Source organism: Cupriavidus sp. 09_S30, assembly GCF_056930435.1.
This window is the reverse complement of sequence record NZ_JBXOWI010000001.1, coordinates 3,207,674-3,232,938: the sequence shown is the minus strand read 5'-3', so window position 1 is coordinate 3,232,938 and position 25,265 is coordinate 3,207,674. Positions and strand designations below refer to the sequence as shown.

Here is a 25,265-nt window from a genome sequence, read left to right as displayed (position 1 = left end):
CTTAAAAACCGAGGAGCTTCACCGTGGAACTGCTGTCCTCCACCGCGTTCTGGATCGCGCTGGGATCGATCATCCTGACCAATATCGTGCTTTCGGGCGACAACGCGGTCGTGATCGCGCTGGCCTCGCGCAACCTGCCCCCCGTACAGCAGAAGAAGGCCATCTTCTGGGGCAGCGCCGCCGCCATCATCATGCGCGTGGTGCTGACCGTGGCCGCCGTCAAGCTGCTGAGCCTGCCCTACCTGAAGATCGTCGGCGCCGTGCTGCTGGTCTACATCGGTGTGCAGTTGCTGACCGGCGATGACGACGAGGACGGCCACGACGCCAAGGACAATATCTGGGCCGCGATCCGCACCATCCTGATCGCCGACCTGGTGATGTCGCTGGACAACGTGGTGGCCGTGGCCGCCGCCGCGCAGAAGGGCCCCGAGGGCAGCCAGCTGATGCTGCTGGTGCTGGGCCTGGGCCTGTCCATCCCGCTGATCGTGTTCGGCAGCACCCTGCTGCTCAAGGTGATGGAGCGCTTCCCCATCATCATCGTGCTGGGCGCCGCCCTGCTGGGCTACCTGGCCGGCGAGATGCTGGTCACCGATCCGGTCGTCGATGCCTGGTTCGAGGCCAATGTGTCGCACGCGCACCTGGTGTTCGGCTTGATCGGCGCCGCGCTGGTGGTGCTGGTGGGCAAGCTGATGCAGCGCCGCGCCACGCAGGCGGCCTGATCGCCAATCCCAATCCGGATGGCGGCGCCTGCCGGGCGCCGCTGCACGAACGGCCGCAGATTGCGGCCGTTCTCGTTTCCTGCAGCCTCTCCCGGATCGGGAAAGTGGTCTTCAGAAAATTTGATGCTGAATGAAACACTGCTTTCATCGGCTGCCGCAAGCTGTCAGCATGGGTGACAATTTTTTGCGCTGGCGCAAAGCTGGCGGCGTCGGAACTGCCGAAAATTGTCACTTCTTGCAGACAAAGGGCGGTTGCAAGGGCTGGCACAAAGCCTGCTAAACATGTCCCGCATCACATGAAACACGATGCTTCGTCACATCAAGAAAATTTCTTCAAGGGGTCAATCCAAATGCAACGGGTACAACAAATGAAAAAGCTGGGCCGCCGCGTCCAGAAGGGCTTCACGCTGATCGAACTGATGATCGTCATCGCGATCATCGGCATCCTGGCAGCGATTGCCATTCCTCAGTACCAGCAATACACCAAGAAGGCAAAATTCACCGAAGTTGTGAACGCTGCCGCGCCGTACAAGCTTGCCGTCGACGCGTGCTATCAAGAAATGGCAAATGACATCACTCAATGTGGCAAACCGGGGACGAATGGTATTCCGGCGGATACCACGGCTTCGGCGGGCTTGGTGGCGTCGGTGACGACGACGGCAGGTGGTGTGATCACGGCGACTGCAGTTGGTGCCGCTGGCGCAGCTGTCAATGGGCTGTCCGGTGAAACATACATTCTGACGCCTACCGCCGGAGCGGCTGGTGGTTCTGCCGCACTGACCTGGGCGAAGACCGGTACGTGCACGGGCGCTTCTATCTGCTGATCAGCGTTCCAGGCTCCGGCCTGACCGTGTCCTGCCAAAAGGCGCCCCTCCGGGGCGCTTTTTCTTTTCCCACCCCCCAAGCTATCATGCCGCTTTGCCCCCACCAGGCACCCGCATGCCGCCGATCAGGACCTCGTTTCCGGCCCTAGCCGTATTTCTCGCCGTCACCTTTCCCCCGCTGGTTTCCCGGCACACCCTGCCACTCGCCACCTTCTATGGCGAATGGGCCTCGGTACTGGCGTTCGCGCTGACCGCCTGGGGGCTGTGCAGGGCAGGCACGCGGCGCACGGATCGCGCCGATGCGCCGCTGCTGCCGTGGGTGCTGCTGTTCCCGCTGTGGCTCGTCATTACCGGCTTCCTGCAAGCCGCTGCGGGCATGCCGGACCTGACCGGCAACCGCCTGACCACCCAGTTGTCGCTGTCGCTCGCCGCCGTGGTGATGTTCGCGGCCTGGCGCTACGGGCAGGCCGCGGGTGCCGATGGCCGGCGGCAACTGGTCGACGCCTTCGCTGCGGCCTGGCTGGTGGCCGGGCTGCTCGGCACGGTCGCGCAGTGGGCCCAGGTCTTCCACATGGAGCCCGCAAGCCTCGGCCTGGTCTCTTCCTACTTCTACGATGACAACCGGCGGCTCTGGGGCAACCTGAACCAGCCCAACCACCAGGCGACAGTCGAGGGCCTGGCGCTGGCGGCCTCGGTCTGGCTGGCCTCGCGCGGGCGGCTGCGCGCGCCGGCCTGGCTGGCGGCGGTGCTGCTGCTGGAGAGCGGCATCGTGCTGTCGGGCTCGCGCACGGGCGTGATGCACGTGGGGCTGGCGACGCTCTACGCGCTGGTTGCGGCCTGGCTGGCGCGCGCGGGCGGCGGCCTGGGCGGTCTTCAGCGCGGCAGTATGTTCGGCGGGTCCAGCGCAGAGCGCCGAGGCGAACCGATGGCGCGTCCGGCCGGCCTGGTCTTCGCCGCCGTGGCGCTGGTCGTCATGCTGCTGGTGCTGCAGCCGCTGATCAAGTCGGCGGGGCAGATGTTCGGCTGGAACCTGTTCGATACCATCGCCCAGTTGCAGGCGTCCGACCAGATCTCGGCGCGCGGCGCACTGTGGACGCATGCCTGGGCTATGTTCCGCGCCCATCCCTGGCTGGGGGTGGGCTGGGGCGAATTCGGCTGGGCGCAGTTCGAGCAGCTCGAGGCAGTGGGCGTGACGGTGGAGATGTCGCTGCACGCGCACAACGGCGTGCTCGACCTGCTGGCCAAGACCGGCGTGGTGGGCGCGCTGGGCGTGGCGCTGGTGCTGGCGGGCTGGCTGTGGCGCGTGGTGCGCGCGCGCCTGTGGCGCGCCGGCGCGGACGAGCGCGCGCAGACGGTGCTGGTGCTGACCTGGTTAGCGATGCTGTGCGCGCATTCGATGCTCGAATACCCGCTGCACTACGCCTACTTCCTGCTGCCGTTCTGCTTCCTGATCGCTTGGCTGGAGCCATCCGGCCTGCTGCGCTGGCAGCCGTCGCGAGGGCTGCGCCGCGTGGCGGCGGCAGTGTTCATCGTGGCCGCCGGTGCCGTGCTGACGACGATGTGGCAGGACTACCGCCGCCTGGAAGCGCGCGAGTACGCCAGCAGCGCCAAGCGCGAGGCCCTGCCGCTGCCGCGCCTCTGGTTCTGCACCCAGGCGGGCGCGGAACGCGCCGAACTGGCGCGCATCACGCCGGCGAATGCCGCGCAGTTGCTGCCGGGCCATATCGCGGCGGTGCATCTGCTGCCCACGCCAGAGATGATCGCGCGCACGGCCTGGCTGCTCGCGCTGACGGGCGATGAGGCGCGCGCGCGTACGTGGCTGCTGCGGCTGCGTTTCTACTATGCGGGCGACGAGGCGGCGCAGTTCGGCACTGTCAACAAGGCATGCACCGGCCTGCGCGCCGAGGACAGGCCGCAGGCTTTCTGCGACTGGGCGCGCCGCAAGGGCGCGACGATGCAGGAGGACTGAGCGTCTGCGCGCCGGGGCCAGCGACCCCGGCCGGGGTCCGGGATCAATCCGGGTTCAATCGGCGGGATCAATCGGGGATCCATCCGAGATCAATAGGCGGGCGTGGCGTAGTAGCCCGGCGGTGGCGGTGGCGGCGGCGCCGGCCTGTAGTAGGCCGTGCCGGGGTGCGGCGCCACCTGCGTGGCCATGTGGCCGTACACCGGCACCTTGTTGCCGCTGGCGTACATGCACTGGATATAGGCCGCGTCATAGCGCTGCTGGCTGCCGTAGCCCGAATACGCCGCATTGTTGTAGCCGATTGCCGATCCCGTCAGCAGGCCGGCGCCGGCACCAATGGCTGCTCCCTCGCCGCCACCGAAGGCGGCACCCGCGGCAGCGCCCAGCGCCGTGCCCACCACCGCGCTGCCGACCGCGCTGTGGGTCGCCGCCTGGTCGGCAGTCACGCCGCCCACCTGGACATAGGCGAACTGCCGGCAGCTTGCATCGTCGGCACGGAACTGGTCGAAGTTCTTACCGGTGCCGGGCAGCGCCATCACGCTCGGCCCGGTCGGCAGCACCGTACAACCGCTCAAGACCAGCACGGCGAGCGGCAGGCCGAAGAGGGGTAGGGCTTTCATTTGCATACCTCGGAGAAGTGGCGGCACGCTAGCGGCGCGATTCGTGGGTCATCGGGAGCGGGATCGCGCGCTCAGCTCGAAGGCGGTTGGGCCGGTACCTCCTCCCAGCCGCCGGGACAGTCCTTGATATAGGGGTAGTAGCCGTCGGGCTTGCGGCAGTGGTACCAGACGCCGGGAGCCGTCGCGCCCGGATCGCCGGTGCCGGCGGCCTCGCCGCCGTTCATGTCGCCGCTCATGTCGCCGTTCACGTCGCCCTGCTCGATATACTGCGGCGGCGAACTAGGGACTGCCGCCGCGGCAGGCGGATAGTAGCCGGGATAGTAGTAGGGATAGGGATAAGGGTAGGCATAGGGGTAGCCATAGCCCCAACCCCAACCCGGCCCGAAGTAGAAGCCCACCCCGACATGCGCGTGGCCGCCACCGTGGCCGCCGTGGGCCTGTGCTGGCACGCTTGCGCCGCCGGCCACGGCAAGCGCCGCAACCAACAGGCCGATCCGGCCCAGATTTCGCGCGTTCATGATGCTCACCTCGGTACTCCCTGGACAGCGGCGGCAGTGCGGCTGTCCCTCTGCTAATTGAATACCAATTTAGCGCGCGAACCCATGTCGCCGATGCCGCTGAGATCGGCCGTTACGCTTATTACAGAGCGGCTTGTGATGTTGTAAGTCGGAGACATGGCGGGTAAGAATCGCCGGCACCACAGCAGCATGGTGCCTCGCTCTTCGCGGCGGCCCCAGGCGGCCACGCAGTCCCCGACTTCCCCGCCGTGATTTTCCCGCAGCCGCTGCGGATCCAAGGCATTGTCAGGGCAATGTTCGCTGCGCCAATGGCCGGAATTCCATGGCACGACACATGCGTGATAGGCCATGTCTGTAGGGAGTCGTCATGTTGTACAACGGCCTGCTCCTCCACAAACTGGTGGCAAATTCACAAAAAAAGTTGTTAAATCTGCAGACAGACTGTCTCCTTGCGCACACTTGCTGTGCCGATGAGCAAGTCAAATCAAAAAAATATAAATGTGGGGTCAACATGGGTCACTTCCTTTGCCGCCAGGCATCGGTTGCGGGGGTCGCTGCGCGCCGCGTCACTGCTGGTGAAGCATCAAGGGCGTTGCGAGGCACCAGCGCGCAATCCGGCTTTACGCTCATCGAGCTGATGATCACGGTGGCGATCGTCGCCATCCTCGCGATGGCCGCCTATCCGTCCTACTTGCAGTACATCGTGCGCAGCAATCGCTCGGCGGCGCAAAGCTTCATCCTCGGCGTGGCCAACCAGCAAGAGCAGTACAACATGGACGCGCGCCAATATGCCACGAGCATGACGGCGCTCGGCTACGCCACGATTCCTTCTGAAGTGGCGAGAAATTACACGGTCACCGTCGCCGCCAGCAACGCTGTGGCGCCGCCAACCTATCTGGTGACCGCGACACCGATCGGTGGACAAGCCACCAACGATACCCTCTGCCAGAACCTGACCGTCGATCAGGCCGGCACCAAGGGTGTCAGCGGTACCGGTACCGTTTCCACTTGCTGGTGAGCGGGAATATGCGTTCCGCCATCGGGCAAGGGTTTGCCGGCTCGCGTCTGGGCCGGGGCTTCACGCTGATCGAACTGCTTACGACGGTGATGGTCGTTGCCATCCTGGCCAGCATTGCCACCCCCCTCTTTACGCAGTTCATTGTCGGGCAGAAGGTCCGCGCCGCAGCCTACAACATCACGTCCGCGCTGATCTTCGCGCGCAGCGAGGCGATCAAGCGCAACGCCAATATCACCATCACCGCGGCGTCGGGCGGATGGCAGAGCGGGTGGACGGTCGCCAGCGGCACGACCACCCTGATGCAGCAAGAGGCGCTGACCGGGCTTACGGTGAGCGGGCCGACCGCCGGACTGGTGTATGGCGGAAACGGCCGCCTCACCGCGGGCGTCGCGCCGTTCAGTATCAGCACAAGCTCGTCCGGGGTGCAGGGGCGCTGCGTCAGCGTCACGCTCAGCGGCATGCCGAGCAGCCAGGCGGGGAGTTGCTGATGCGCGTCTGCACGCCGAAATTCCACCGCCGCGCAGCCGGCTTCGCGCTGATCGAAGCGCTCGTCACCCTGGTCATCCTGCTGGTGGGGCTGCTCGGGCTGGTCGGCCTGCTGCTGGTGACGCAGCGCGCCGAGACCGAGTCCTACCAGCGCGCCCAGGCCCTGGTCCTGCTGCAGGACATGGTCAACCGCATCAACACCAATCGCGTGGCCGCCGGCTGCTATGCCTTTACCACCGACGCCGTCAACGGCGTGCCCTATCTCGGCACGGGTGCGGCGGCGGCGCCCGCATGCTCGCTGGGCACTGCCCAGGCCTATACGCTGGCCAACAACGATCTTGCCACCTGGAGCAATCTGCTGTCCGGCTCCGCGGAGACGCTGGGCGGAAATAGCGTGGGCGCCATGATCGGCGCGCGCGGTTGTGTCAGCTACGACGCTGTGCGCGGCGTCTACCTCGTCAGCGTCGCCTGGCAGGGCAACAGCAAGACGGTCGCCCCGGGCGCCGGGCTGGGCTGTGCCATGGGCTTGTATGGCGACGAGACGCAACGGCGCGTCGTCAGCGCGACGCTGCAGATCGCCAACCTGAACTGAGTCCGGCGCCATGGCAAAGACATCCAGGTTACTCGCGCGCCAGACCGGCCTTTCGCTCATCGAGCTGATGGTCGCGATCACCATCGGCCTGTTCCTGATGGCGGGCGTTGCCGCCCTCATCAGCCAGCAAAGCGGTGAGCGTTATGAACTCGACAGGGCCGCGCGCCAGATCGAGAACGGCCGCTACGCCTTCTCGCTGCTCAGCGATGATATCCAGCATGCCGGCTACTACGGGCAGTACGGCGGCAGCTTCACGCCGCCGACCGCCTTGCCGGACCCCTGCGCGACGGATGTGAATTCGATCTCCAACGCGCTCGCCATGCCGCTGCAGGGCTACGATGCGCCGGCCACCGTGCCGGCACCCCTGTCGGCGTGCCTGGCGGATGCCAATCATGTGGCGGGCACGGATATCCTCGTCGTGCGGCGACTGGAAACGTTGGACACGCTGCCCACGCTCGCCAATGCGGTCGTGGGCCAGGTCTATGTGCAGAGCACGCCAAGCGCCGTTGTGCCCGGCATCGGCCCCGACCCGACGCCGACCGCGCCTTCGCTCTACACGCTGACGCAAAACGATGGCATCACGCCGGCCGCGCTGCGACGTTATATCGAGCACATCTATTTCGTCAGCCCCTGCAACATCTTCGCTGCCGGCGCCACCACCTGCACCGCGGCCGCGGACAGCGGTAAGCCGGTGCCGACCCTCAAGCGCCTGGAGCTCACCGTGGCAAACAACGCGCCGGCGTTCGTCATCACACCGCTGGTGGATGGCATCGAGAATCTGCAGCTCGACTACGGCATCGACGGCATCGGCTCCGGCTCGCCGGCCGTGCCCTTCCTCACCGTGCCGGCAGCCGTGACCGACTGGCCCAATGTGATGGCCGTGCAGGTCAACCTGCTGGCACGCAATACGGAGGCGTCCGTCAGTGCGGCCACTACGGCAACCAAGACCTACAGCCTGGGCGCGGCGGGATCGGTCGGTCCCTTCTCGGACAACTTCAAGCGGCACGTCTACGCTGGCACCGTGCGCGTGGTCAATCCCAGCAGCCGGAGAGAGTGAGATGAAGCACGGATCGTCCCGACGCCTTGCGCGGCAGGCAGGCGTGAGCCTGGTGGTGGGGCTGGTGATGCTGGTGGTGCTGACGCTGCTGGTGGTGTCCGCCGTACGGATGGGCAGGACCAACCTGCGCGCGGTGAGCAACCAGCAGGCCAGCGCAGAGGCCACGGCCGCCGCGCAGCAGGCCATCGAGCAGGTCATGAGTTCCACCAACAGCTTCTACAACCCGACGGCCCAGACCTTCAACATCGATATCAACAACGATGGCGTGGCCGACTACACCGTCCAGGTGGCCAAGCCCTCATGCCTGCAGCTGACTGCTGCCGACGGATACAGTGCCGACTTCGCCGCGTCCGCGCCCAAGGATACCTATTGGGACATCACCGCGTCCGTGCTGGACAACCGCACCGGTGCGACCGTCACCGTGCACCAGGGCGCCAAGGTGCGGATGAACTCGACCGCATTGTGCCCCGCCTGACCGACAACTTCCCTTGCCCTGGAGGGTTTCACATGAACAAGACAAGCCTGCTGAAGCTTGTTTTGATGACTGCGCTGGCCTTGGTTTCGATCCCGGGCCGCAGTGATGATACGGACATCTATAACCAGCCCCCGGCAGTCGCTTCTCCGGCGCCGAATATCCTGTTCATCCTGGACAACACGTCCAACTGGTCCAAGAGCTCCCAGAAATGGGTTGGCATGTCGACACAGGGGCAGGCCGAACTGGCGGCCATCAGCAATTTCGTGGGCAACCTCTACGCAAAGGGGGTGCGGGCGAACGTCGGCCTGATGGAGTTCACGCTGCAGAACAAGCGCGATGGCGGCTACCTGCGCTATGGCATACGCGACATGGGCCAGCAGCCCAATGTAACCGCGCTGCAGAATATCGTCAGCAACATCAACGTCAACGCGCCCGAAGAGGAGGTGGACCAGGCCTCCGGCGATTATGCCAATGCCCTGTACGAAGCCTGGCTGTATCTGAAGGGTGCCAACAGCTGGGCCGGCATGGACCCGCTGGCGGACTTCCCGGGCAACACGGGCATGGTCCAAGGTAACAAGATCGCCAACAATCTGACGACCTCAGGCATTGGCGGCCTGAGCGGCGGCTATGGCTACAAAGGCTCCGCTGCCACCTCGGCCTACAACAGCCCTCTCGGCAGCGGCAGCAACTGCGCGAAGACCTACATCATCTTCATCGGCAACAACCGCCAGGGCGGGTTGCCGCCGACGCCGGCCTCGACGGATCCCTCCAGCACGACGCTGGCAAAGTATCCCGGGTATTCCTCGATCGCGGATGTGCAGGCTGCCTGGACGCTGTTCCTTTACCAGCGCCCGGATCTCGGCGCCGGTACTGCGGCCGCAGCGAACGGCGCGGTCAAAACCTTTACCATCGACGCCTTCAATGCGCAGAACAATCCGGACTTCACCGCGATGATGAAGCGCATGGCAAAGAATGGCGAGGGCACCTACTACCAGGCCGGCAGCGATTCCGCCCTGGCGGCGGCGCTGACGGATATCCAGAATCAGATCCAGGCAGTGAACTCGACCTTCGCCTCGGTTTCGCTGCCGGTCTCGGTAAGCGTGCGCGGCACCTACCTGAACCAGGTGTACCTGGGCATGTTCCGGCCCGACGCCAATGCCAGCCCCAACTGGGTCGGCAACTTGAAGCAATACAAGCTTGCAGCGGATGCCAACGGCAATCTGTACCTGGCTGACAGCCAGAACGTTGCCGCCCAGAGCCCCACCACCGGCTTCCTCAAGACGGGAGCGATCAGCTTCTGGACCAAGGCATCCACGTTCTGGGACCCCAGCTTCTACGGTAATTCGCAGGGGGCTGGCGGCAAATCCGATTTGCCGGACGGCGACCTGGTGGAAAAAGGTGCAGCGGCGCAGTATCTGCGCACCGCGTTCGCGACTGACCAGACCGGCCGCAAGGTCTACACCTGTACCGGCAACTGCGCCAATGGATCGCTGCTGTCGGCGACGCCTTTCAGCACGGGCAATGCCTCGATCGTTGCGTCGATGCTCGGCTTGCAGAGCACCGACACGATCAGCGCCTCGTCCATCATCAACTGGGTGCGCGGGGGCAATGTCCTGCAGGACGATCCCGCGACGGCCAACTCCAATGCCCCGACGACCTATAACATCCGCGGCTTCGTACACGGAGACGTGCTGCATTCCAGGCCGGCGGTGGTCAACTACTATCGGAACCAGGACCCGAACGACATCGTGGTCTTCTACGGCGCCAACGATGGCATGCTGCACGCCATCACCGGTGGCCAAGGCACCAACGGCGGCACCGAACTGTGGGCGTTCGCGCCGGTCGAGGGCTTCGATAAGTTCAAGCGGATGTACCAGCATTCGCCGCAGATCACGTCGAGCACGCCCAAGCCCTACTTCGTCGACGGTTCCCCAACGGTCTACACCGTGACCGATGCCAATTCTGGCACCGTCACGCAGGCCTATCTGTTCGTGACGATGCGCCGGGGCGGGCGGGTCATGTATGCCTTCGACGTGACCGATCCCTCGACGCCCAAGCTGCTGTGGAAGCATAGCGCGAGCGATGCGGGATTCGGCGAACTCGGGCAGACCTGGTCGGACCTGCGCGTGGCGAACATTCCCGCCGTGACGAGCGGCCCCGTGCTGATCTTCGGACTGGGCTATGACCCTGTCGTCAATGACTTCGGCCAGGTGCCGACGGCGCCGCAGGGGCGCGGCGTGATGGTGCTGAATGCCACCACGGGCGCCATCGTCTGGCAGGCAGGACCCGCCGTGACCACCGGGGCCAATGCCCTGAATGTGCCCGGCATGACCTACCCGATCCCCGCCAATATCGCGATCTACGACTCCAATCGCGACGGCAACGTCGACCGCCTCTACGCGGCCGACACCGGTGGCAATATCTGGCGCATCAATATCAATGACCCGTCGCCGGCGAAGTGGACCGTATCGCAGCTGGCATCGCTGGGGGGCACCGGTGCCAACGCACGCAGGTTCCTGTTCGCGCCGGATATCGTTCCCGCCTCCACGCTGAATCCGACCGACAGCCTGCTGATCGGCTCCGGCGACCGCGAGCACCCGTTCGACACGAGCGTCACGAATCGCTACTACATGATCAAGGACGATCACGCCATGTACGCGCAGCGCTCGACCCCGATCGTCGAAGGCGCGGCAGGGTCCACCACGGGGGTGGCCGGCCAGTTGTACGACGCGACCTCGAACCTGGTGCAGGTGGGGACCGCGGATCAGGCCGCGGCGGCCAACCAGGCCCTGTCCAACGCCAGCGGCTGGTATATCACGCTCGGTGCGGGAGAAAAGGTGGTCAGCGGCTCGACGACCATGAATGGCACGGTCAATTTCACCACCAACGTGCCCGCCACGGTCGCCGCCAATGCCTGCACCTCGAACCTTGGCGAGGCCCGCTTTTACATGGTGAGCTACCTGACCGGGGCTTCGAACGTTGATGTCACTGCGGGCGGCGCCGACACCCGCTATGTGGTACTCCCCGGCGGTGGCTTTGCGCCGACGCCGGTGCCGATCTCGGTGCAGATCGATAACAAGGACTACCAGGCGGTCGTCAGCGGCCCGAATGTGTTCACGCCAAAGGGACCCGTGCTGGGCCGGCGTTACCGGACCTACTGGCGGCGCTCGATCGACTGAGGTCGACTGATGATCTGCAGGACGCCGACGATCGGCAGGTGCCAATGCCGCAAGCGGACGAGATTCTTCAACAGGCGAAAGCGCCTGGTCTCGTCCCCGCGGGGTTGGAGGATTGCGGTTGGGCGCGAGCGGGTTTGCAGTGTCGATGCGCCATCGACGTCGCGTGTCGTTGATCGTTGCCGGCACGCAGATCGGTTCGCGAATCACCGTTTCCGTCGCTGTCCGCCGTAGAATGCCGGCTGTATGAAGCCTTTCAAGGCAGACGTTGCCGCACAAGACCTTGAATCCCGAATCCCAATCCAAATTTGCCATCGCGCCGCTGCACGTGGAGTTCCGTCATGCCGAAACGGAGCTTGCCTTCCAGCGCCACCACCTGAACGTCAGCCATGCGTCCTTGCGGCTCACGCTGATTTTCTGTTCTGCCTTCTACCTGGCCTTTTCCCTGACGGATGTCGCCGCCCTGGGTTATGGGCGGGCCGCATTGATCCTGCTCGCAGGCCGCATGCTGGTGGCCATCACGGCAATCATGGGCTTGCACCTGATCCGCGATGAGTCCGAATCGATGGCGGCTCACTGGCTTGTCGCGAGCGCCGCCGAGGTGGTGGGGATGGCAACGTTCATGCTCATCGTCTGGTTCCGCCCAAGGGAAATCCTATTGCATGCGATGTCCCTGTGCATCATGCTGATTGTGGTCTACGTCTTCATCCCCAATCGGCTGATCATTGCCAAGGGCATCGCTGTCGCTGCCACGGCAGCCTTCATCGTGATCGCACTGAGCAAGGGGAACCTGACACCCTCCGATGCGCTGACCATGTCGATGCTCTTGCTGCTTGCCAACAGCTTCGGCATTGTCGCGGCCCGGCGCTACCATCGGCTGTGGCGCGGCGAGTATCGGGGGCTGATGGAAGTGAAGCATCTCTCGATACGCGACCACCTGACCGGGTGCTACAACCGGCGCCATCTGCATGAGGTGCTGTTGCCGACGGAGATCGTGCGGGCGCGGCGGTACCAGAATTGGTTGACCTTGGTGGTTTGCGACATCGATCACTTCAAGTTGATCAACGACGCCCATGGGCACCAGACCGGCGACGCCGTGCTCCAGCATGTTTCGGCGACGCTTCAGGCGACAACCCGCAAGTACACCGACAGCGTAGTGCGCTATGGCGGCGAGGAATTTCTCCTGGTCTTGTCGCAAACGGATCTCGATGGCGCCTTGGACGTTGCGGAACGGCTACGCGCGACGATTGCAGACAGCCCGACGATGGATGGTCCCGGTCGAAGCATCGCAGCCACGGCCAGCTTTGGTGTGTTGTCCGTCGATTTTTCGGTGGCGGGGGATGACGTGACCGAAGCGTCCTTGATCGCCGCCGCCGATGCCTTGCTCTATGAGGCCAAGGGGTCCGGCCGCAACAGTATCCGGTGCCGCGAATGGTCCGATGAATCAACGGCGCAGGGCGTGGCTTCCCTTCCGCTGACGACATTTGATTCGGCGACGCCGGGGCGGCACCCGCGCCATGCCGCTTCGGCTGAAGCGCTATAGAGGAAGTGCCGATGGGTGCGGCATCAGGCGGCTTGCCTCGTCGTCAGCTCATGCGAGTCGAATGGCGCAGAGCGAGCCGGTAGAAAACAGCGCCGAACAGCGATCGGCACGACCAATGCTTCCCACCGGCTTCCCACCGGCTTCCTGGCCTGGGCCTATTCGGCAAATAGGTCCGGACCGAATACCTCATAGTGGATGCGTGCCTCACGGACACCCAGCTCCTTCAGCGCGTCATGCTGCATCCGCATGAACGGGATCGGGCCGCAGATGTAATAGTCCGCGTCGGGCAACAGGATCGCATCCTTGATCGACTTGACGTTGACCAGCCCCGCGTGGTCGAAGTCCTGGCCCGCAACGTCCTGCGGCAGCGGATCATCGTAGAACACGATCAAGCTGAAATTGGCATAGGTCTTGGCGGCCTCGCGCAGCCGGTCGCGCATGGCATGCACCCCGCTGTTTCGTGCGCCGTGCACGAACACCACCTGGCGCTGCGGGTCCTGTATGGCCCGCTTGAGCATGCTGACCATCGGGGTCAGCCCCACGCCGCCGCTGATCAGGACGATGGGTGTCTTGGCGTTGACGTCGATATGGAAGCTGCCATAGGGTGCGGCCAGCTTGACCTCGTCGCCGACATTGACGTGATCGTGCAGCAGGCATGAGACATAGCCCGGCGGCTGCGCGCCGCCGCCCTCGCGCTTCACCGAGATCCGATAGCTGCGCCCATTGGGCATGTCCGACAGGCTGTATTGGCGGATCTGCTGCAAGCCCAGGGCAGGTACGTCAACGGCGATGCTGATGAACTGACCGGGTTCGAAGTTCACCACCGGCCCGCTATCGGCAGGCTCGAGGATGAACGACGTGATCACGCTGCTCTCGGGCCGCTTTTCGCGCACGACAAAGGTGCGCCAGCCGGTCCATCCGCCCAGTTGCCCGGCGGAGCGTTCATACAACTCGCTTTCCATGCCCATCAGGACGTCGGCGAGATTTCCGTAGGCTTGTGCCCATGCGGAAATGATGTCGTCGGTTGCTGCACTGCCCAAGACTTCCTTGATGGCAGCCAGCAGGTTTTCCCCGACGATCGGGTATTGCTCCGGCCGCACGCCGAGACTCGCATGCTTGTTGGCAATGTTCTTCAGCACAGCCATCAGGCTGCTCGGGTCCTCGATATTCTCCGCATAGGCGTAGACCGCGCGTGCCAGCGCCTGCTGCTGCTGGCCCTGTTCCTGGTGCGCCATGTTGAAGACATTCTTCAGTTCGGGATGCGCCTCGAACATGCGTTTATAGAAGCACTTGATGATGTCGTAGCCGTGTTCGGCCAGCACCGGCGCGGTCGCCTTTACGATGTCCTTCGTCTTCTGGGTGAGCATGGTTGGTCTCCTTGGTGCGGTCGTGGGGGCTGCCCCGGATCGCGGCAGTCCGGACCGTGGCTTACCCCATCGCTTTGATAGATGTTCAGTCTAGGTGAGACCTTCTTGGCGGAGCAACGCAAAGCCGTGGCGCGAGGCTGCACGACAGCACGCATGTGTCGGAGATTCGTTGCAGAGATTGAGGTGGATCACGCGGAATCACTTCCTGGTCTCGCCATCACGATTTCCCCCAATAGGGCAGGCAATCGGATGCTCGTAGACTGGTCTCGCGTCGGAACGAACCTAACCCAAGGCGGCCACCGATATCGGGCCGCAACCTCACTTGCGCTTCGTTCCGACACCCGACCCACCAACCCGCTTCGGCGGGTTTCTTGTTTGTTGCGCTTGCGTTTGCGTTTGCGGATGGTGCGCGGCCCGGAATGCAGGCATGCGCCAGTCGGCTTTCAAATCAAGGCCTTAGGCTTCCGCCACCCAGTCTCCCGACTTGCCGCCGTGCTTTTCCATCAACCGCACATTGCCCATCACCATGCCGCGGTCTACCGCCTTGCACATGTCGTAGATGGTCAGCAGCGCCACCTGCACGCCCGTGAGCGCCTCCATTTCCACGCCGGTCTGGCCATGGGTTTCGGTGCGCACGGTGCAGGTGATGCTGGCGCCGGCTTCGTCGAGCGCGAAGTCGACGGCGACCTTGGTCAGGCCGATCGGGTGGCACAGGGGAATCAGGTCGGACGTGCGCTTGGTGGCCATGATGGCGGCCACGCGTGCAATGCCCAGCACATCGCCTTTCTTGGCGCTGCCGTCGCGCACCAGCGCGAAGGTGGCGGGCTGCATGGTGATGGTGCCGCTGGCAACGGCCACCCGGTGAGTACTTGCCTTGGCGCCGACATCGACCATATGGGCTTGTCCGGCGGTGTCGAAATGGGTGAGCTGGCTCATGGCTTGGCAAGGGGCGGTTGGGGCGCGGCGCGACCGGTGCAGCCGTTCCCGGGGCAGGGGATGCCCCGTGGGAACGGCTGCGGAACGCCGCTATCATAGCAATATGCAACTGCCTCGACTGCCCCGCACCGGCCCCGGCCGCGCCCCGCATGCCTCCGGCCGCAATCCGGCCGGCCACGCCGTCGCGCGGCCGCGCGGCATCAAGCGGCCGCTGGCGTTGCTGCTGGCGCTGAGCCTCGCCATGCCCGGCTGGTCGCAGTCCCCGCCGGGCCTGAACATCGGCGCGCGGGGCGCTGCGGAAGCGAGCGACCAGGTCTACGACAACCTGAACCGCAGCGTGAAGGCCGGGCAGAAGTCGGACTTCGGCGCGCACAGCGGCGGCACGGTGGTGGAGGGCAGCGGGCCGCAACTGCCCGACATGGGCGATCCGTCCAGCGCGGCGTTGTCGCCCGACATGGAGAAGCGGCTGGGCGACCGCATCATGCGCGAGATCCGCCGCGATCCCGACTACCTGAGCGACCCGCTGCTGTCGGATTACCTCAACGCGCTCGGCTACCGGCTGGTGGAGGCCGCGCGCAAGCAGAACATCTCCGGCGCCAACGGCGCCGGCACCTTTGCCACCGGCTTCGAGCTGTTCGCCGTGCGCGATCGCACCATCAACGCCTTCGCCATGCCGGGCGGCTATGTCGGCGTGCACACCGGCCTGCTGGTGCAGGCGGAAACCGAGTCGGAACTGGCTTCGGTGCTGGGCCACGAAATCGGCCACGTGATGCAGCGCCATATCGCGCGCGGCATCACCAAGCAGGACCAGTCGATGTGGATCGCGCTGGCCGCGATGGCCTTGGCGGGGCTGGCCGCCACCAAGAGCGGCGATGCCGCGGCGGCGCTGGCCATGGGCGGGCAGGGCATGGCCGTGGCCAACCAGCTGTCCTTTTCGCGCGGCGCCGAGCGCGAGGCAGACCGCGTCGGCTTCCAGATCATGACGGCGGCGGGCTTCGATCCGCAGGGCATGCCGGACTTCTTCCGCCGCCTGCAGCGCGTGATGGGGATCTCCGAGAACTCGCTGCCCGCCTACGTGCGCACCCACCCGCTGACGTCCGAGCGTATCGCCGATATGCAGGACCGCGCCAGCCACGTGGCCGCGCGCAAGGTGGTCACCACGCCTGACTATGAGTTCGCGCGCGTGCGTGCGCGTGTGCTGCAGGAGACCACGCCCAGCGACCTGCAGAACCTGCGCAGCGCGATGCAGACGCAGCTGGCCAGCGCCACGCCCGCGCGGCAGCCGGCCCTGCTGTACGGCATCGCCTTCACGGAGCAGCGCCTCGGACGCTCCGCTGCCGCGGAGACTGCGCTGGGCGAGGCACGCCGTCTCTACGGCAATATTCCCGGCGCGACGTCGGGCAGCCCGATGCTGGACGTCATGGCGATCGAGCTGGCGCGCGCCCAGGGGCGTATTCCCCAAGCCCTGAGCCAGGCACAGGCGTCGATGCGCGTCTTCCCGCTGTCGCATGCGGTGGCGCTGTGCTACGGCGAGACCTTGATCGCCGCCGGCAAGTGGAACGAGGCCATCGCCTACCTGCGCGACCGCACGCGCGAAGAAAACACCCGGCCCGAGTGGTGGGAACTGCTGGCGCGCGCCTATGCCGGCAAGGGCCTGCAACTGCAACAGCACCAGGCGCTGGCCGAGCGCTATGCGATGGATGGCTCCTACCAGGAAGCCATCGAGCAGCTGCAGATCGCGCGCAAGTCAGGCGACGGCGATTTCTACACGCTGTCCGAGGTCGATGCGCGCCTGCACCAGCTGCAGCGCCTGTTCCGCGAGGACCGCCAGGACAACAAGGGCATGCCGAACTAGGCGGCTCGGGCCGGACGGCCCGACCCGAACTATTCCGGCTGCGGCACGCGCAGGAAGCCGAAGCGCGCGGGCACTTCCTTTTCCGTGATGGGATCGATGGACAGGTCGCGACCGGCGTGGTGGAACACGCCCAGCGCCGCGCCACACGCTTCGCCATGCCAGGTGCTGGCGCTGCTGAAGGCGTCGAGATCGTGGTCGTGCAGCAGCGCGGCCTGCACGCCGCTCTCACCTTCGACTGCGCCGGCCAGCACCACATTGCCGTGCTCGTCGGCGAAGCAGGATGCCGGCGTGAAGGCGCGGCCGCTGCTGGTGGCAAGCCGTCCCTGGTGCAGGCGTGCCACCCACGGCGCGTAGCCCAGCGAGACGAACACGCGCTGCGGCCCGTTCTGGAAGTACCAGCCGCCGCGCGCATCGCACTGGTAATTGCGCTCGATGAAGGCGATCAGGGCTTCGTGGCGGATCGGGTCGCCCGACAAGCCGTGCTGCTGTGCGTATTCATTGTGCACGCGCCATTGGCCGCGGCGGTCCAGCGCCAGCCAGCCGTAGCAGTTGGGCACGTCGGGCCAGCGGGCCATGGCCTGCTTGACGATGTCATCCATTTTTCTTGTCTCCTGCGCGGGCGCGATGCCCGCGTGATGCGATGCGTTGCGTGGTGCTGCCGGCCGCGCGCCTCCGGTCCGCCGCGCTAGGCGACGCCGTCGAAGAAGCGCAGGATGCGGCTCGGCAGCCAGCCGATGTGTCCCCCATACGGCAACAGCGGCAGGTGGCGCAGCAGGCCGTCGGGCGGGGTCAGGAAGCCCACGTGGCCGCCGTTCTCCGGTTGCTCCAGCCACACCTGGGCGCTGACCTCGCCGGGGCCGGGCAGGTGGCGGGCGGGCAAGAAGGGGTCGTTGCGCGCGTTGAGCACCAGCGTGGGAACGGCGACGCTGGACAGCACCGGCTTGCTGGCTGCCCGCGCCCAATAGTCGTCGGTGTCGCGAAAGCCGTGCAGCGGCGCCGTGACCACGTTGTCGAAGGCGTACAGGTCATGGCTGGCGAGCATGGTGTCGCGGTCGAACAGGCCCGGGTACTGCTCCAGCTTCGCCAGCGACTTGCGCTTGAGCGTCTGCAGGAACATGCGGGTATAGACGCGATTGAAACCACGCGCCAGCGCCGCGCCGCCGGCCGCCAGGTCGAGCGGCGCCGAGATGGCGGCGGCGCTGTCGACCAGCCGGCTTGCGGCCTGGCCCTGCTCGCCCAGGTAGCGCAGCAGCGCATTGCCGCCCAGCGAGATGCCCACCACCAGCAGCTTGCGCACCGGCGGGCAGTGCAGGGCGTGCAGCCGCGCCAGGATCCAGCCGATCTCCTCGGCGTCGCCCGAATGATAGAAGCGTGGCGCGAGGTTGAGCTCGCCGGAACAGCCGCGGAAGTGCGGCACCACGCCTTGCCAGCCGCGCTCGCCCAGCGCATGCATCAAGCTCTGTGCGTAGTGGCTGCCGGAGTCGCCTTCCAGGCCGTGGAACATCACCACCAGCGGTGTGCCCGGCGCGGCGGCGTGGGTGGTCCAGTCGAGGTCGATGAAGTCCTGGTCGGGCGTGGTCCAGCGCTCGCGCCGGAAGCGCACCTGCGGCCGCCGCGTGAAGCGCGCCGGGATGATGGTCTGGCTGTGGCCGTCGCGCAGCCACCAGGGCATGCTCAGGCCCGCGCCGAAGCCGGGCGCGGCATCCGGCATGGTGTCCGGCGCGGTGCCCGGCACGGCATCGGGCGCCGTTGGCGGGGAAAGTCGGGAGAGCTGCGGGTGCCGCATGCCTGCTGGGCCCGGGTGCCGGCGCGGCCCCGGGGTCGTGTCAGTGCAGCGCCTGGCCGGGCACGCCGACTGTAGCGCCGGCCACCTGGGTGGCGTTGGCCGGGCTGCAGTGGATATGGGCGAGGCGCCAGCCTTCGTGGTTCTGCATCAGCACGTAGGTGGTGTGCACGTACAGGTCGGCCTCGACTCTCTCGCTGCCGAAGCGCAGGGCTTCGGTCACGTCGAAGATCGACACGCCGAGCGAGGCGTGGCTGCTGGTCTCGATCACGTCGACCAGCACCGGCTGCTCCTCCAGAAGCTGCGAGAAGGCCAGCCGGAGCTGCTCGTGCCCGATGATGCGCTGCCCGTCGGGCATCACGCAGGTGATGGAGTCCTCGTCGAGCCATAAGCGCAGCGCGCCATCGGCGTCGCGCAGTTTCAGCGCATCGCGGAAGGCGTCGACGATGTCTTCGGCGGAATCGAACAAACGGGCGAAGCGGGGCATGGTGGCGATGGTCTGGGAATCGATCCGGCTGGGTCCGGGCGTCAGGGCTGCTGCAACAGATTGCGCAGCTCGACGAACACCATTTCTGGCTGGATGTCCTTCAGGCAGCGCAGGTGGCCGAGCGGACACTCGCGCTTGAAGCACGGGCTGCATTCCAATTGGAGCCACATGATACTCGCTGCCTGTGACAGCGGGGGCGTGTGGCGCGGGTCGCTGGAGCCGAACACGGCCACCTGCGGCCGGTTCAGCGCCGCGGTCACGTGCATCAGGCCGGAGTCGTTGCAGACCGCGGCTTCGGAGAGCGCCAGCAGGTCGACCGCGTCGTCGAGCGAGGTCTGGCCGCACAGGTTGCGCACGAAGGGTGCGCCCTTGACGATCTCGGCGGCGATCTCGGCGTCCTTGGCCGATCCCAGCGCGATCATCTGCGCATAGGGGAAGGACCGGCGCAGCATCTGCGCCAGCTCGGCGAAGTGCTCGGCCGGCCAGCGCTTGGCGGGGCCGTACTCGGCGCCGGGGCAGAAGGCGATCACCCTTGTCTGCGGCGGGATGCCGAAGCGCTGCGCGGTCGCGGCCACGCGCTGGGGGTCGATGCGCAGGCGCGGTTCGGGCAGGTCGTCGGGCAGCCGCGCGCCGGGCTTGAGGGCGAGCCGCGCATAGTGCTCCACCATCGGCGGGCGCTGGTCGCGCGGCGGGTTGGCGTGGCGGATGTTGAGCAGGCCGATGCGTGCTTCGCCGCGATAGCCCACCCGCAGCGGGATGCCGGCCATCCAGGGGATCAGCGCGGACTTGAGCGAGTTGGGCAGCACGTAGGCGGCGCTATAGCCTTCGTGCTTGAGCTGCTGCGCGAACAGCAGCCGCGCCGAGAGCTGCAGCTTGCCGTGCGCGAGGTCGGTGGGAAAGACCTTGCCGATCTCGGGCATGCGCGCGAGCACCGGCGCGACCCATTTGGGCGCCAGCGCGTCGATCTGCATGCGCGGGTGCCGCGCCTTGAGCAGCGCGAACAGCGGCTGCGCCATCAGCGCGTCGCCGATCCAGTTCGGGGCGATGACGAGGGCTTTCTTCATGAGTGGGATACGTCAGGCCGGGTTGCATGCACCGCGCGCGCCGCCAGCGCGAAGACCCCGGCGCGCGCGAGGGCGTGCCGGGGGGCGAGCGGAGCGTGCGGGTGGGATCCGGTCAGTGGTGGCCTTTCAGGACGGTACCCGGCTTGAGCTTGTACAGAGTGCCGCAGTACGGGCACTTGACCTCGCCCGTGTCGGCCACGTCGAGGAACACGCGCGGATGGTAGTTCCACGCGGGGGTCTTGCTGGTGGGGCAATGCAGCGGAATGTCTTCTGCGCCGATCTCGATTACGTTGGCGGTTTGCGTCATGGTGTTGCAGGGAGGGTTTGTCGTTGTCGGCTGCCGGGTTCAGACCAGCGTCAGCCAGTGTTTATAGCGTTCGTCGGTGCCGCCCACGGCGGCGAAGAAGGTGTCTTGCAGCTTCTTGGTGATCGGGCCGCGGCGGCCTTCGCCAATCACGCGGTCATCCAGCTCGCGGATCGGCGTGACTTCGGCGGCGGTGCCGGTGAAGAAGGCTTCGTCGGCGCAGTAGACCTCGTCGCGCGTGATGCGCTTCTCGCGCACCTCGATGCCGAGGTCGCGGGCGATGGTCATGATGGCGTCGCGCGTGATGCCGTCCAGGCAGGAGGCCAGGTCCGGCGTGTAGATCACGCCGTTGCGCACGATGAAGACGTTCTCGCCCGAGCCTTCGCTGACGTAGCCGTCGGTGTCGAGCAGCAGCGCCTCGTCGTAGCCCAGGCCGGTCGCTTCCTGGTTGGCCAGGATCGAGTTGATGTAGTAGCCGCTCGCCTTGGCGCGCACCAGCGAGACATTGACGTGGTGGCGGTTGAACGAGGCGGTCTTGACGCGGATGCCGCGTTCCATGCCTTCCTCGCCCAGGTAGGCGCCCCACGACCAGGCGGCGATGGCCACGTGGATGGTGTTGCCCCGGGCCGACACGCCGAGCTTTTCCGAGCCGACCCAGATCAGCGGGCGGATGTAGCAGGACTCGAGCTGGTTGGCGCGCACGGCCTCCAGCTGCGCTGCCTCCAGCGTCGCCTCGTCGAACGGCACCTGCATCTGGAAGATCTTGGCCGAGTTGAACAGCCGGCGGGTGTGTTCCTTGAGGCGGAAGATTGCGGTGCCTTCCGGCGTCTTGTAGGCGCGCACGCCCTCGAAGACGGCCATGCCGTAGTGCAGGGAGTGGGTCAGCACGTGGATGTTGGCGCTGCGCCAGTCGATCAGCTTGCCATCCATCCAGATCTTGCCGTCGCGATCTGCCATTGACATGGTTTCCTCCCGCCGCCGTGAAGTTGCAAAAGCCACATTGTAAGCCGCGGGGGCTGAGGTGCCAACGCACGGCCGCGCGGCGGGCTAGAATCGGCAGTTGGCTCCCGTGCCGTTTGCGTCTCTCGGGGCGCTCCGTACGGGGCCTGCAGCCCGTCCGCCGCCTTTGCCAGAATCCCTTCGCCAGAATCCACCCGATTGCCGATGTCCGCCGCCCAGCCGCCCTCAGGCCCGCTTCCCAGTCAGCCAGCCGCGCCGTCGGAGGACTGGCGGGTGGCGCTCGAAGCGCTGCGCGCGCTTGCCGGGCAAGGCGAGGGCAGAAGTGACGAAGCCGGCGGCGCGCCGGCCGGGCCCCGCACCCGGCTGCTCTGGATGGTGAGCCTGGACCCGGACGGCGCCGTCGCGGCCGTCGAGCCGGTCGAGCAGAGCCTGGGCGCGCGCGGTTGGAGCAAGCCGCGTCCGGTGCCCTTGGCACGCATCGCGGAAAGCGAGAGCCTGACGCCCGACGATGCCCGCGTGGCGCGCGCGATCCGCCACGAGCGCGGCTACGGGCGGCGCTGCACGCTCGACCGCGCGGCCGCCATGCTGGCGCTGGTGGGCCATCCGGCGGTGGTGCTGGCCGGCCGGCCCGACCTGCCCTTGGCCGTGGTGGCCGGCGAGCCGGTGCTGGAGGTGGTGCGCGAGCCGGGGCGCTACCTGCTGCGCGCCTGGCCGCCGGTGCGCGAGTCGCGCCTGCTGGAAGGCTATCTGGATGCGGCCGCGCGCCAGGAGGCGGAGGCCCTGCGCCAGATCACCGTGGTGCGTGACGGTCCGCAGCGCCTGAGAGTGGTGCGCCACACGCCGGCCCAGCTGGCCGCGGCGCGGGTGCTGGCCAAGGGCCTGGCGGTGCCGCTGGATGCCCAGGCCGAACTCGACGCCGCGCTGCGCGCCCTCGCCGTGCACTTCCAGGTGCAGGCCGACCACGGCGGGCTGGCGCTGGAGGTGGCGCCCGAAAGCCGGCTGCGCGCCGAACTGGCGCCGCACGGCCAGGGGCTGGAACTGCGGCTGGTGGTGACGCCGCTGGGGCCGCTCGGTCCCCGCCTGGCGCCCGGCGCCGGGCGCGAGCGCCTGATGGCGACGCTGCAGGGTGAGACGCGCGCCACGCGGCGCGACCTGGCCGCCGAGCGCGCCCATGTGGCCGAGGTGTTCGCCGCGCTGCCGGCCCTGGTGCCGCTGGCGCCCGATGACGGCGAACTGGGCTGGACGCTGGACGATCCCGAGACCGCGCTGGAGGTGCTGGAACACCTGCCCGGCCTGGCGGGCGTGCAGGCGCTGGAATGGCCCAAGGGCCGCGCCATCCGCGTGCTGGGCGCCGGCTTGCCGCAGCTGGCGGTGCGTGTCGCCGCCGCCGGTGAATGGTTCAAGCTGGCGGGCGAGCTGAGCGTGGCAGAGGGGCTGGTGCTGGAGCTCGAGCGGCTGCTGGCCTGGGCCGCCAGCCATGCCGGGCGCTTCGTGCCGATGGGCGAGGGCGTCTACGTGGCGCTGACGCGCGAGTTGCGCGGCCGCTTGCGCGACTTGGCCGCCGTGTCCGCCATGGCCGGCTCTGCCGCCCGGGATGCCGGCGTGCGCGTGCCCGCCATGGCCGCGCCCTGGCTGGACGATGTGCTGGCCGGCGCCGGCATCGACCCCGACCGCCATTTCCGCGAACGGGTCGCCCGCCTGCGCGGCGCGCGCGAGGCCGCGCCGCCGCTGCCCGCCACGCTGGCGGCCGAACTGCGGCCCTACCAGCAGGACGGCTATCGCTGGGCCATGCAACTGGCGCAGGCCGGTTTCGGCGCCTGCCTGGCCGACGACATGGGCCTGGGCAAGACCGTGCAGGCGCTGGCCGTGCTGGCCGCGCGCGCCGCCGGCGGTCCCGCGCTGGTGGTGGCGCCGACCTCCGTGTGCGGCAACTGGCTGGCCGAGGCGCGCCGCTTTGCGCCCGCGCTGCGCGTGTCCGCCTATGCCGTGGACGGGCGTGATGCCGTGCTGGCGCAGGCCGGCGCCGGCGACCTGGTGGTCGTTTCCTACACCCTGCTGCAGCAGGCGCGCGCCGCCTTCTGCGCGCGCGCCTGGCATACCGTGGTGGCCGATGAGGCCCAGTCCTTCAAGAATGCCGGCGCCAAGCGTGCCCAGGCCATGTTCGCGCTGCAGGCCGACTTCCGCATGGTGCTGAGCGGTACGCCGCTGGAGAACCGGCTGGCCGAGCTGTGGTCGGTGATGCGTTTCTGCAATCCGGGGCTGCTGGGTTCGCTGGCCCGTTTCAATGAGCACTTCGCCGCTCCGATCGAACAGGCCGGGGCACGCGAGCCGCGCCTGCGGCTGCGCCGGATGATCGCCCCGTTCGTGTTGCGCCGGACCAAGGCCGAGGTGCTGGAGGAACTGCCGCCCCGCACCGAGCTGCTGCTGCGCATCGAGCCGGACTCTGCCGAGGCCGCCCACTATGAGGCGCTGCGGCGCCAGGCCCAGGACGCGGCCGAGCGCGCGCTGCGTGCCGCGGCCGGCGCCGGGCGGCCGCGTGCCAAGGCCGCGCAGGGCACGACGGCGGGCGGCGGCGCGCCAGGCGCGGATATCGCTACCGCGGCCGCGGCCACGGCAGCCACCGCCGCCACCGCCGCCACCACCGAGGCCGAGGCACGCGTCCACGTGCTGGCCCAGCTCACGCGCATGCGGCGCGCCGCATGTGATGCCCGGCTGGTCACGCCCGAGCTGACGCGGCCGGGCGCCAAGGTCCGCGCCTTCGTGGAACTGGCGCGCGAACTGGCCGCGGGGGGCCATCGGGCGCTCGTGTTCAGCCAGTTCGTCGACTTCCTGCAGCTGCTGCGTGCCGGGCTCGATGCGGTGGGCATGTGCTGGCAATACCTCGACGGCGCCACCCCCGCCGCCGAACGTGACCGGAGAGTGGCCGCCTTCCAGGCCGGCGAGGGGGAAGTCTTCCTGATCAGCCTGAAGGCAGGCGGCTTCGGCCTGAACCTGACCGCCGCGGACTACGTGATCATCACCGACCCGTGGTGGAACCCGGCCGCCGAAGACCAGGCCATGGGGCGTGCCCACCGCATCGGGCAGCAGCGCCCGGTGACGGTGTACCGGCTGATCAGCGCCGGCACCGTGGAGGAGGGCATTGTCGCGCTGCATCAAGGCAAGCGCGAATTGGCGGACGGCATTCTCGCGGCGGGCGAGGGCGCGGCAGCCCCGCTGCCGGATGTCGACGAACTGGTGATGCTGCTGCGCAGCTGACCCGACTCGATGCCCCGCCGCATGCTCGGGGCAGGCACGGGACATGGGTGTGGCTTGCCTGCATCAATGTGCGTCTTATGCCGCAACGGCATACCGTCAAGCGATAAGAGTCGTTGGTGATGTGCGCAATCGTTGGTATCGTGCAGTTCTGCCCCGTGACGCGGCATGCAGGCGCCGGGGCAAGCGCCGACAAGCGCAACGCCACCGACAAGAACACAGACAAGAAGACACGCAATGCGCGGCAGCGCGCCGGGCCACGG

22 protein-coding genes are annotated in these 25,265 nt (G+C 67.1%); 12 read left to right on the top strand and 10 right to left on the bottom strand.

The window, feature by feature from the left end; translation table 11 throughout:
* Positions 1-23: 23 nt before the first annotated feature.
* The 3 genes from AC1Z3O_RS15135 (at position 24) to AC1Z3O_RS15125 (ending at position 3,512) form a co-directional block, all read left to right on the top strand.
* Complete coding sequence (locus AC1Z3O_RS15135; protein ID WP_483516516.1) at positions 24-719, top strand: TerC family protein; 696 nt, start codon at positions 24-26, stop codon at positions 717-719.
* Positions 720-1,069: 350 nt separating this feature from the next.
* Positions 1,070-1,543 carry a pilin gene (locus AC1Z3O_RS15130; protein ID WP_483517619.1) on the top strand — a complete coding sequence of 158 codons (474 nt, stop codon included), beginning with the start codon at positions 1,070-1,072 and terminating at the stop codon, positions 1,541-1,543.
* A gap of 115 nt (positions 1,544-1,658) precedes the next feature.
* Positions 1,659-3,512 (top strand): PglL family O-oligosaccharyltransferase, encoded by a 1,854-nt coding sequence (locus AC1Z3O_RS15125; protein WP_483516515.1) that lies wholly within the window; start codon positions 1,659-1,661, stop codon positions 3,510-3,512.
* 89 nt (positions 3,513-3,601) lie between these two features.
* Here AC1Z3O_RS15125 and AC1Z3O_RS15120 read toward each other — a convergent pair whose 3' ends face one another.
* Together AC1Z3O_RS15120 and AC1Z3O_RS15115 are read right to left on the bottom strand one after the other, a co-directional pair.
* Entirely contained in the window at positions 3,602-4,129 is a 528-nt protein-coding gene (locus tag AC1Z3O_RS15120; RefSeq protein ID WP_483516514.1) for a YMGG-like glycine zipper-containing protein, read from the bottom strand.
* A 71-nt stretch (positions 4,130-4,200) separates the two neighbouring features.
* Positions 4,201-4,647 (bottom strand): hypothetical protein, encoded by a 447-nt coding sequence (locus AC1Z3O_RS15115; protein ID WP_483516513.1) that lies wholly within the window; start codon positions 4,645-4,647, stop codon positions 4,201-4,203.
* Between the two features lie 367 nt (positions 4,648-5,014).
* Between AC1Z3O_RS15115 and AC1Z3O_RS15110 the strand changes: the two genes are divergently transcribed.
* The 7 genes from AC1Z3O_RS15110 to AC1Z3O_RS15080 all read left to right on the top strand — a co-directional run bounded on the left by AC1Z3O_RS15110 (position 5,015) and on the right by AC1Z3O_RS15080 (position 12,994).
* Positions 5,015-5,665 (top strand): type IV pilin protein, encoded by a 651-nt coding sequence (locus tag AC1Z3O_RS15110; protein WP_483516512.1) that lies wholly within the window; start codon positions 5,015-5,017, stop codon positions 5,663-5,665.
* A gap of 8 nt (positions 5,666-5,673) precedes the next feature.
* Positions 5,674-6,153: a GspH/FimT family pseudopilin gene (locus AC1Z3O_RS15105; protein ID WP_483516511.1), complete on the top strand. Its 480-nt coding sequence runs from the start codon at positions 5,674-5,676 to the stop codon at positions 6,151-6,153.
* Positions 6,153-6,743, top strand: a complete 591-nt coding sequence (pilV, locus tag AC1Z3O_RS15100) for a type IV pilus modification protein PilV (RefSeq protein ID WP_483516510.1) — start codon at positions 6,153-6,155, stop codon at positions 6,741-6,743. The genes AC1Z3O_RS15105 and pilV overlap by 1 nt, the downstream gene beginning before the upstream one ends.
* A 10-nt stretch (positions 6,744-6,753) precedes the next feature.
* Positions 6,754-7,800 (top strand): PilW family protein, encoded by a 1,047-nt coding sequence (locus tag AC1Z3O_RS15095; protein ID WP_483516509.1) that lies wholly within the window; start codon positions 6,754-6,756, stop codon positions 7,798-7,800.
* 1 nt (position 7,801) lies between these two features.
* Entirely contained in the window at positions 7,802-8,275 is a 474-nt protein-coding gene (locus AC1Z3O_RS15090) for a hypothetical protein (RefSeq protein WP_483516508.1), read from the top strand.
* A 32-nt stretch (positions 8,276-8,307) separates the two neighbouring features.
* Entirely contained in the window at positions 8,308-11,454 is a 3,147-nt protein-coding gene (locus AC1Z3O_RS15085) for a pilus assembly protein (RefSeq protein WP_483516507.1), read from the top strand.
* A gap of 280 nt (positions 11,455-11,734) precedes the next feature.
* Complete coding sequence (locus tag AC1Z3O_RS15080) at positions 11,735-12,994, top strand: GGDEF domain-containing protein (protein ID WP_483516506.1); 1,260 nt, start codon at positions 11,735-11,737, stop codon at positions 12,992-12,994.
* Between the two features lie 155 nt (positions 12,995-13,149).
* Here the strand turns inward: AC1Z3O_RS15080 and hmpA are convergent, their stop codons facing one another.
* Together hmpA and moaC are read right to left on the bottom strand one after the other, a co-directional pair.
* Positions 13,150-14,361: an NO-inducible flavohemoprotein gene (gene hmpA / locus AC1Z3O_RS15075; RefSeq protein WP_483516505.1), complete on the bottom strand. Its 1,212-nt coding sequence runs from the start codon at positions 14,359-14,361 to the stop codon at positions 13,150-13,152.
* A gap of 456 nt (positions 14,362-14,817) precedes the next feature.
* A complete protein-coding gene (moaC, locus tag AC1Z3O_RS15070) occupies positions 14,818-15,297 on the bottom strand; it encodes a cyclic pyranopterin monophosphate synthase MoaC (protein WP_483516504.1) in 480 nt (159 codons plus the stop codon).
* A gap of 241 nt (positions 15,298-15,538) precedes the next feature.
* On the opposite strand from moaC, the gene AC1Z3O_RS15065 reads away from it, so the two are divergent.
* Positions 15,539-17,152: a beta-barrel assembly-enhancing protease gene (locus AC1Z3O_RS15065; protein ID WP_483517618.1), complete on the top strand. Its 1,614-nt coding sequence runs from the start codon at positions 15,539-15,541 to the stop codon at positions 17,150-17,152.
* A gap of 29 nt (positions 17,153-17,181) precedes the next feature.
* On the opposite strand, the gene AC1Z3O_RS15060 is transcribed toward AC1Z3O_RS15065, so the two are convergent.
* From AC1Z3O_RS15060 to AC1Z3O_RS15035, 6 genes are all read right to left on the bottom strand, one after another.
* Positions 17,182-17,751: a DUF2946 family protein gene (locus tag AC1Z3O_RS15060; protein WP_483516503.1), complete on the bottom strand. Its 570-nt coding sequence runs from the start codon at positions 17,749-17,751 to the stop codon at positions 17,182-17,184.
* Positions 17,752-17,837: 86 nt separating this feature from the next.
* Positions 17,838-18,863: a YheT family hydrolase gene (locus tag AC1Z3O_RS15055; RefSeq protein ID WP_483517617.1), complete on the bottom strand. Its 1,026-nt coding sequence runs from the start codon at positions 18,861-18,863 to the stop codon at positions 17,838-17,840.
* 115 nt (positions 18,864-18,978) lie between these two features.
* Complete coding sequence (locus AC1Z3O_RS15050; RefSeq protein ID WP_483516502.1) at positions 18,979-19,422, bottom strand: YybH family protein; 444 nt, start codon at positions 19,420-19,422, stop codon at positions 18,979-18,981.
* Positions 19,423-19,463: 41 nt separating this feature from the next.
* Complete coding sequence (gene waaF, locus AC1Z3O_RS15045; protein ID WP_483516501.1) at positions 19,464-20,486, bottom strand: lipopolysaccharide heptosyltransferase II; 1,023 nt, start codon at positions 20,484-20,486, stop codon at positions 19,464-19,466.
* 112 nt (positions 20,487-20,598) lie between these two features.
* Positions 20,599-20,793, bottom strand: a complete 195-nt coding sequence (locus tag AC1Z3O_RS15040) for a zinc-finger domain-containing protein (RefSeq protein ID WP_483516500.1) — start codon at positions 20,791-20,793, stop codon at positions 20,599-20,601.
* 39 nt (positions 20,794-20,832) lie between these two features.
* Complete coding sequence (locus AC1Z3O_RS15035; RefSeq protein ID WP_483516499.1) at positions 20,833-21,753, bottom strand: branched-chain amino acid transaminase; 921 nt, start codon at positions 21,751-21,753, stop codon at positions 20,833-20,835.
* A gap of 201 nt (positions 21,754-21,954) precedes the next feature.
* Between AC1Z3O_RS15035 and AC1Z3O_RS15030 the strand changes: the two genes are divergently transcribed.
* A complete protein-coding gene (locus tag AC1Z3O_RS15030) occupies positions 21,955-25,005 on the top strand; it encodes a DEAD/DEAH box helicase (protein WP_483516497.1) in 3,051 nt (1,016 codons plus the stop codon).
* The last annotated feature ends 260 nt before the right edge of the window (positions 25,006-25,265 follow it).

Coding starts and splice junctions, on each gene's coding strand:
- AC1Z3O_RS15130 (WP_483517619.1), top strand. CDS start 1,070: ATGCAACGGGTACAACAAATGAAAAAGCTGGGCCGCCGCGTCCAGAAG.
- AC1Z3O_RS15125 (WP_483516515.1), top strand. CDS start 1,659: ATGCCGCCGATCAGGACCTCGTTTCCGGCCCTAGCCGTATTTCTCGCC.
- AC1Z3O_RS15120 (WP_483516514.1), bottom strand. CDS start 4,129: ATGAAAGCCCTACCCCTCTTCGGCCTGCCGCTCGCCGTGCTGGTCTTG.
- AC1Z3O_RS15115 (WP_483516513.1), bottom strand. CDS start 4,647: ATGAACGCGCGAAATCTGGGCCGGATCGGCCTGTTGGTTGCGGCGCTT.
- AC1Z3O_RS15110 (WP_483516512.1), top strand. CDS start 5,015: ATGTTGTACAACGGCCTGCTCCTCCACAAACTGGTGGCAAATTCACAA.
- AC1Z3O_RS15105 (WP_483516511.1), top strand. CDS start 5,674: ATGCGTTCCGCCATCGGGCAAGGGTTTGCCGGCTCGCGTCTGGGCCGG.
- pilV (WP_483516510.1), top strand. CDS start 6,153: ATGCGCGTCTGCACGCCGAAATTCCACCGCCGCGCAGCCGGCTTCGCG.
- AC1Z3O_RS15095 (WP_483516509.1), top strand. CDS start 6,754: ATGGCAAAGACATCCAGGTTACTCGCGCGCCAGACCGGCCTTTCGCTC.
- AC1Z3O_RS15090 (WP_483516508.1), top strand. CDS start 7,802: ATGAAGCACGGATCGTCCCGACGCCTTGCGCGGCAGGCAGGCGTGAGC.
- AC1Z3O_RS15085 (WP_483516507.1), top strand. CDS start 8,308: ATGAACAAGACAAGCCTGCTGAAGCTTGTTTTGATGACTGCGCTGGCC.
- hmpA (WP_483516505.1), bottom strand. CDS start 14,361: ATGCTCACCCAGAAGACGAAGGACATCGTAAAGGCGACCGCGCCGGTG.
- moaC (WP_483516504.1), bottom strand. CDS start 15,297: ATGAGCCAGCTCACCCATTTCGACACCGCCGGACAAGCCCATATGGTC.
- AC1Z3O_RS15065 (WP_483517618.1), top strand. CDS start 15,539: ATGCCCGGCTGGTCGCAGTCCCCGCCGGGCCTGAACATCGGCGCGCGG.
- AC1Z3O_RS15060 (WP_483516503.1), bottom strand. CDS start 17,751: ATGGATGACATCGTCAAGCAGGCCATGGCCCGCTGGCCCGACGTGCCC.
- AC1Z3O_RS15055 (WP_483517617.1), bottom strand. CDS start 18,863: ATGCCGGATGCCGCGCCCGGCTTCGGCGCGGGCCTGAGCATGCCCTGG.
- AC1Z3O_RS15050 (WP_483516502.1), bottom strand. CDS start 19,422: ATGCCCCGCTTCGCCCGTTTGTTCGATTCCGCCGAAGACATCGTCGAC.
- waaF (WP_483516501.1), bottom strand. CDS start 20,486: ATGAAGAAAGCCCTCGTCATCGCCCCGAACTGGATCGGCGACGCGCTG.
- AC1Z3O_RS15040 (WP_483516500.1), bottom strand. CDS start 20,793: ATGACGCAAACCGCCAACGTAATCGAGATCGGCGCAGAAGACATTCCG.
- AC1Z3O_RS15035 (WP_483516499.1), bottom strand. CDS start 21,753: ATGTCAATGGCAGATCGCGACGGCAAGATCTGGATGGATGGCAAGCTG.
- AC1Z3O_RS15030 (WP_483516497.1), top strand. CDS start 21,955: ATGTCCGCCGCCCAGCCGCCCTCAGGCCCGCTTCCCAGTCAGCCAGCC.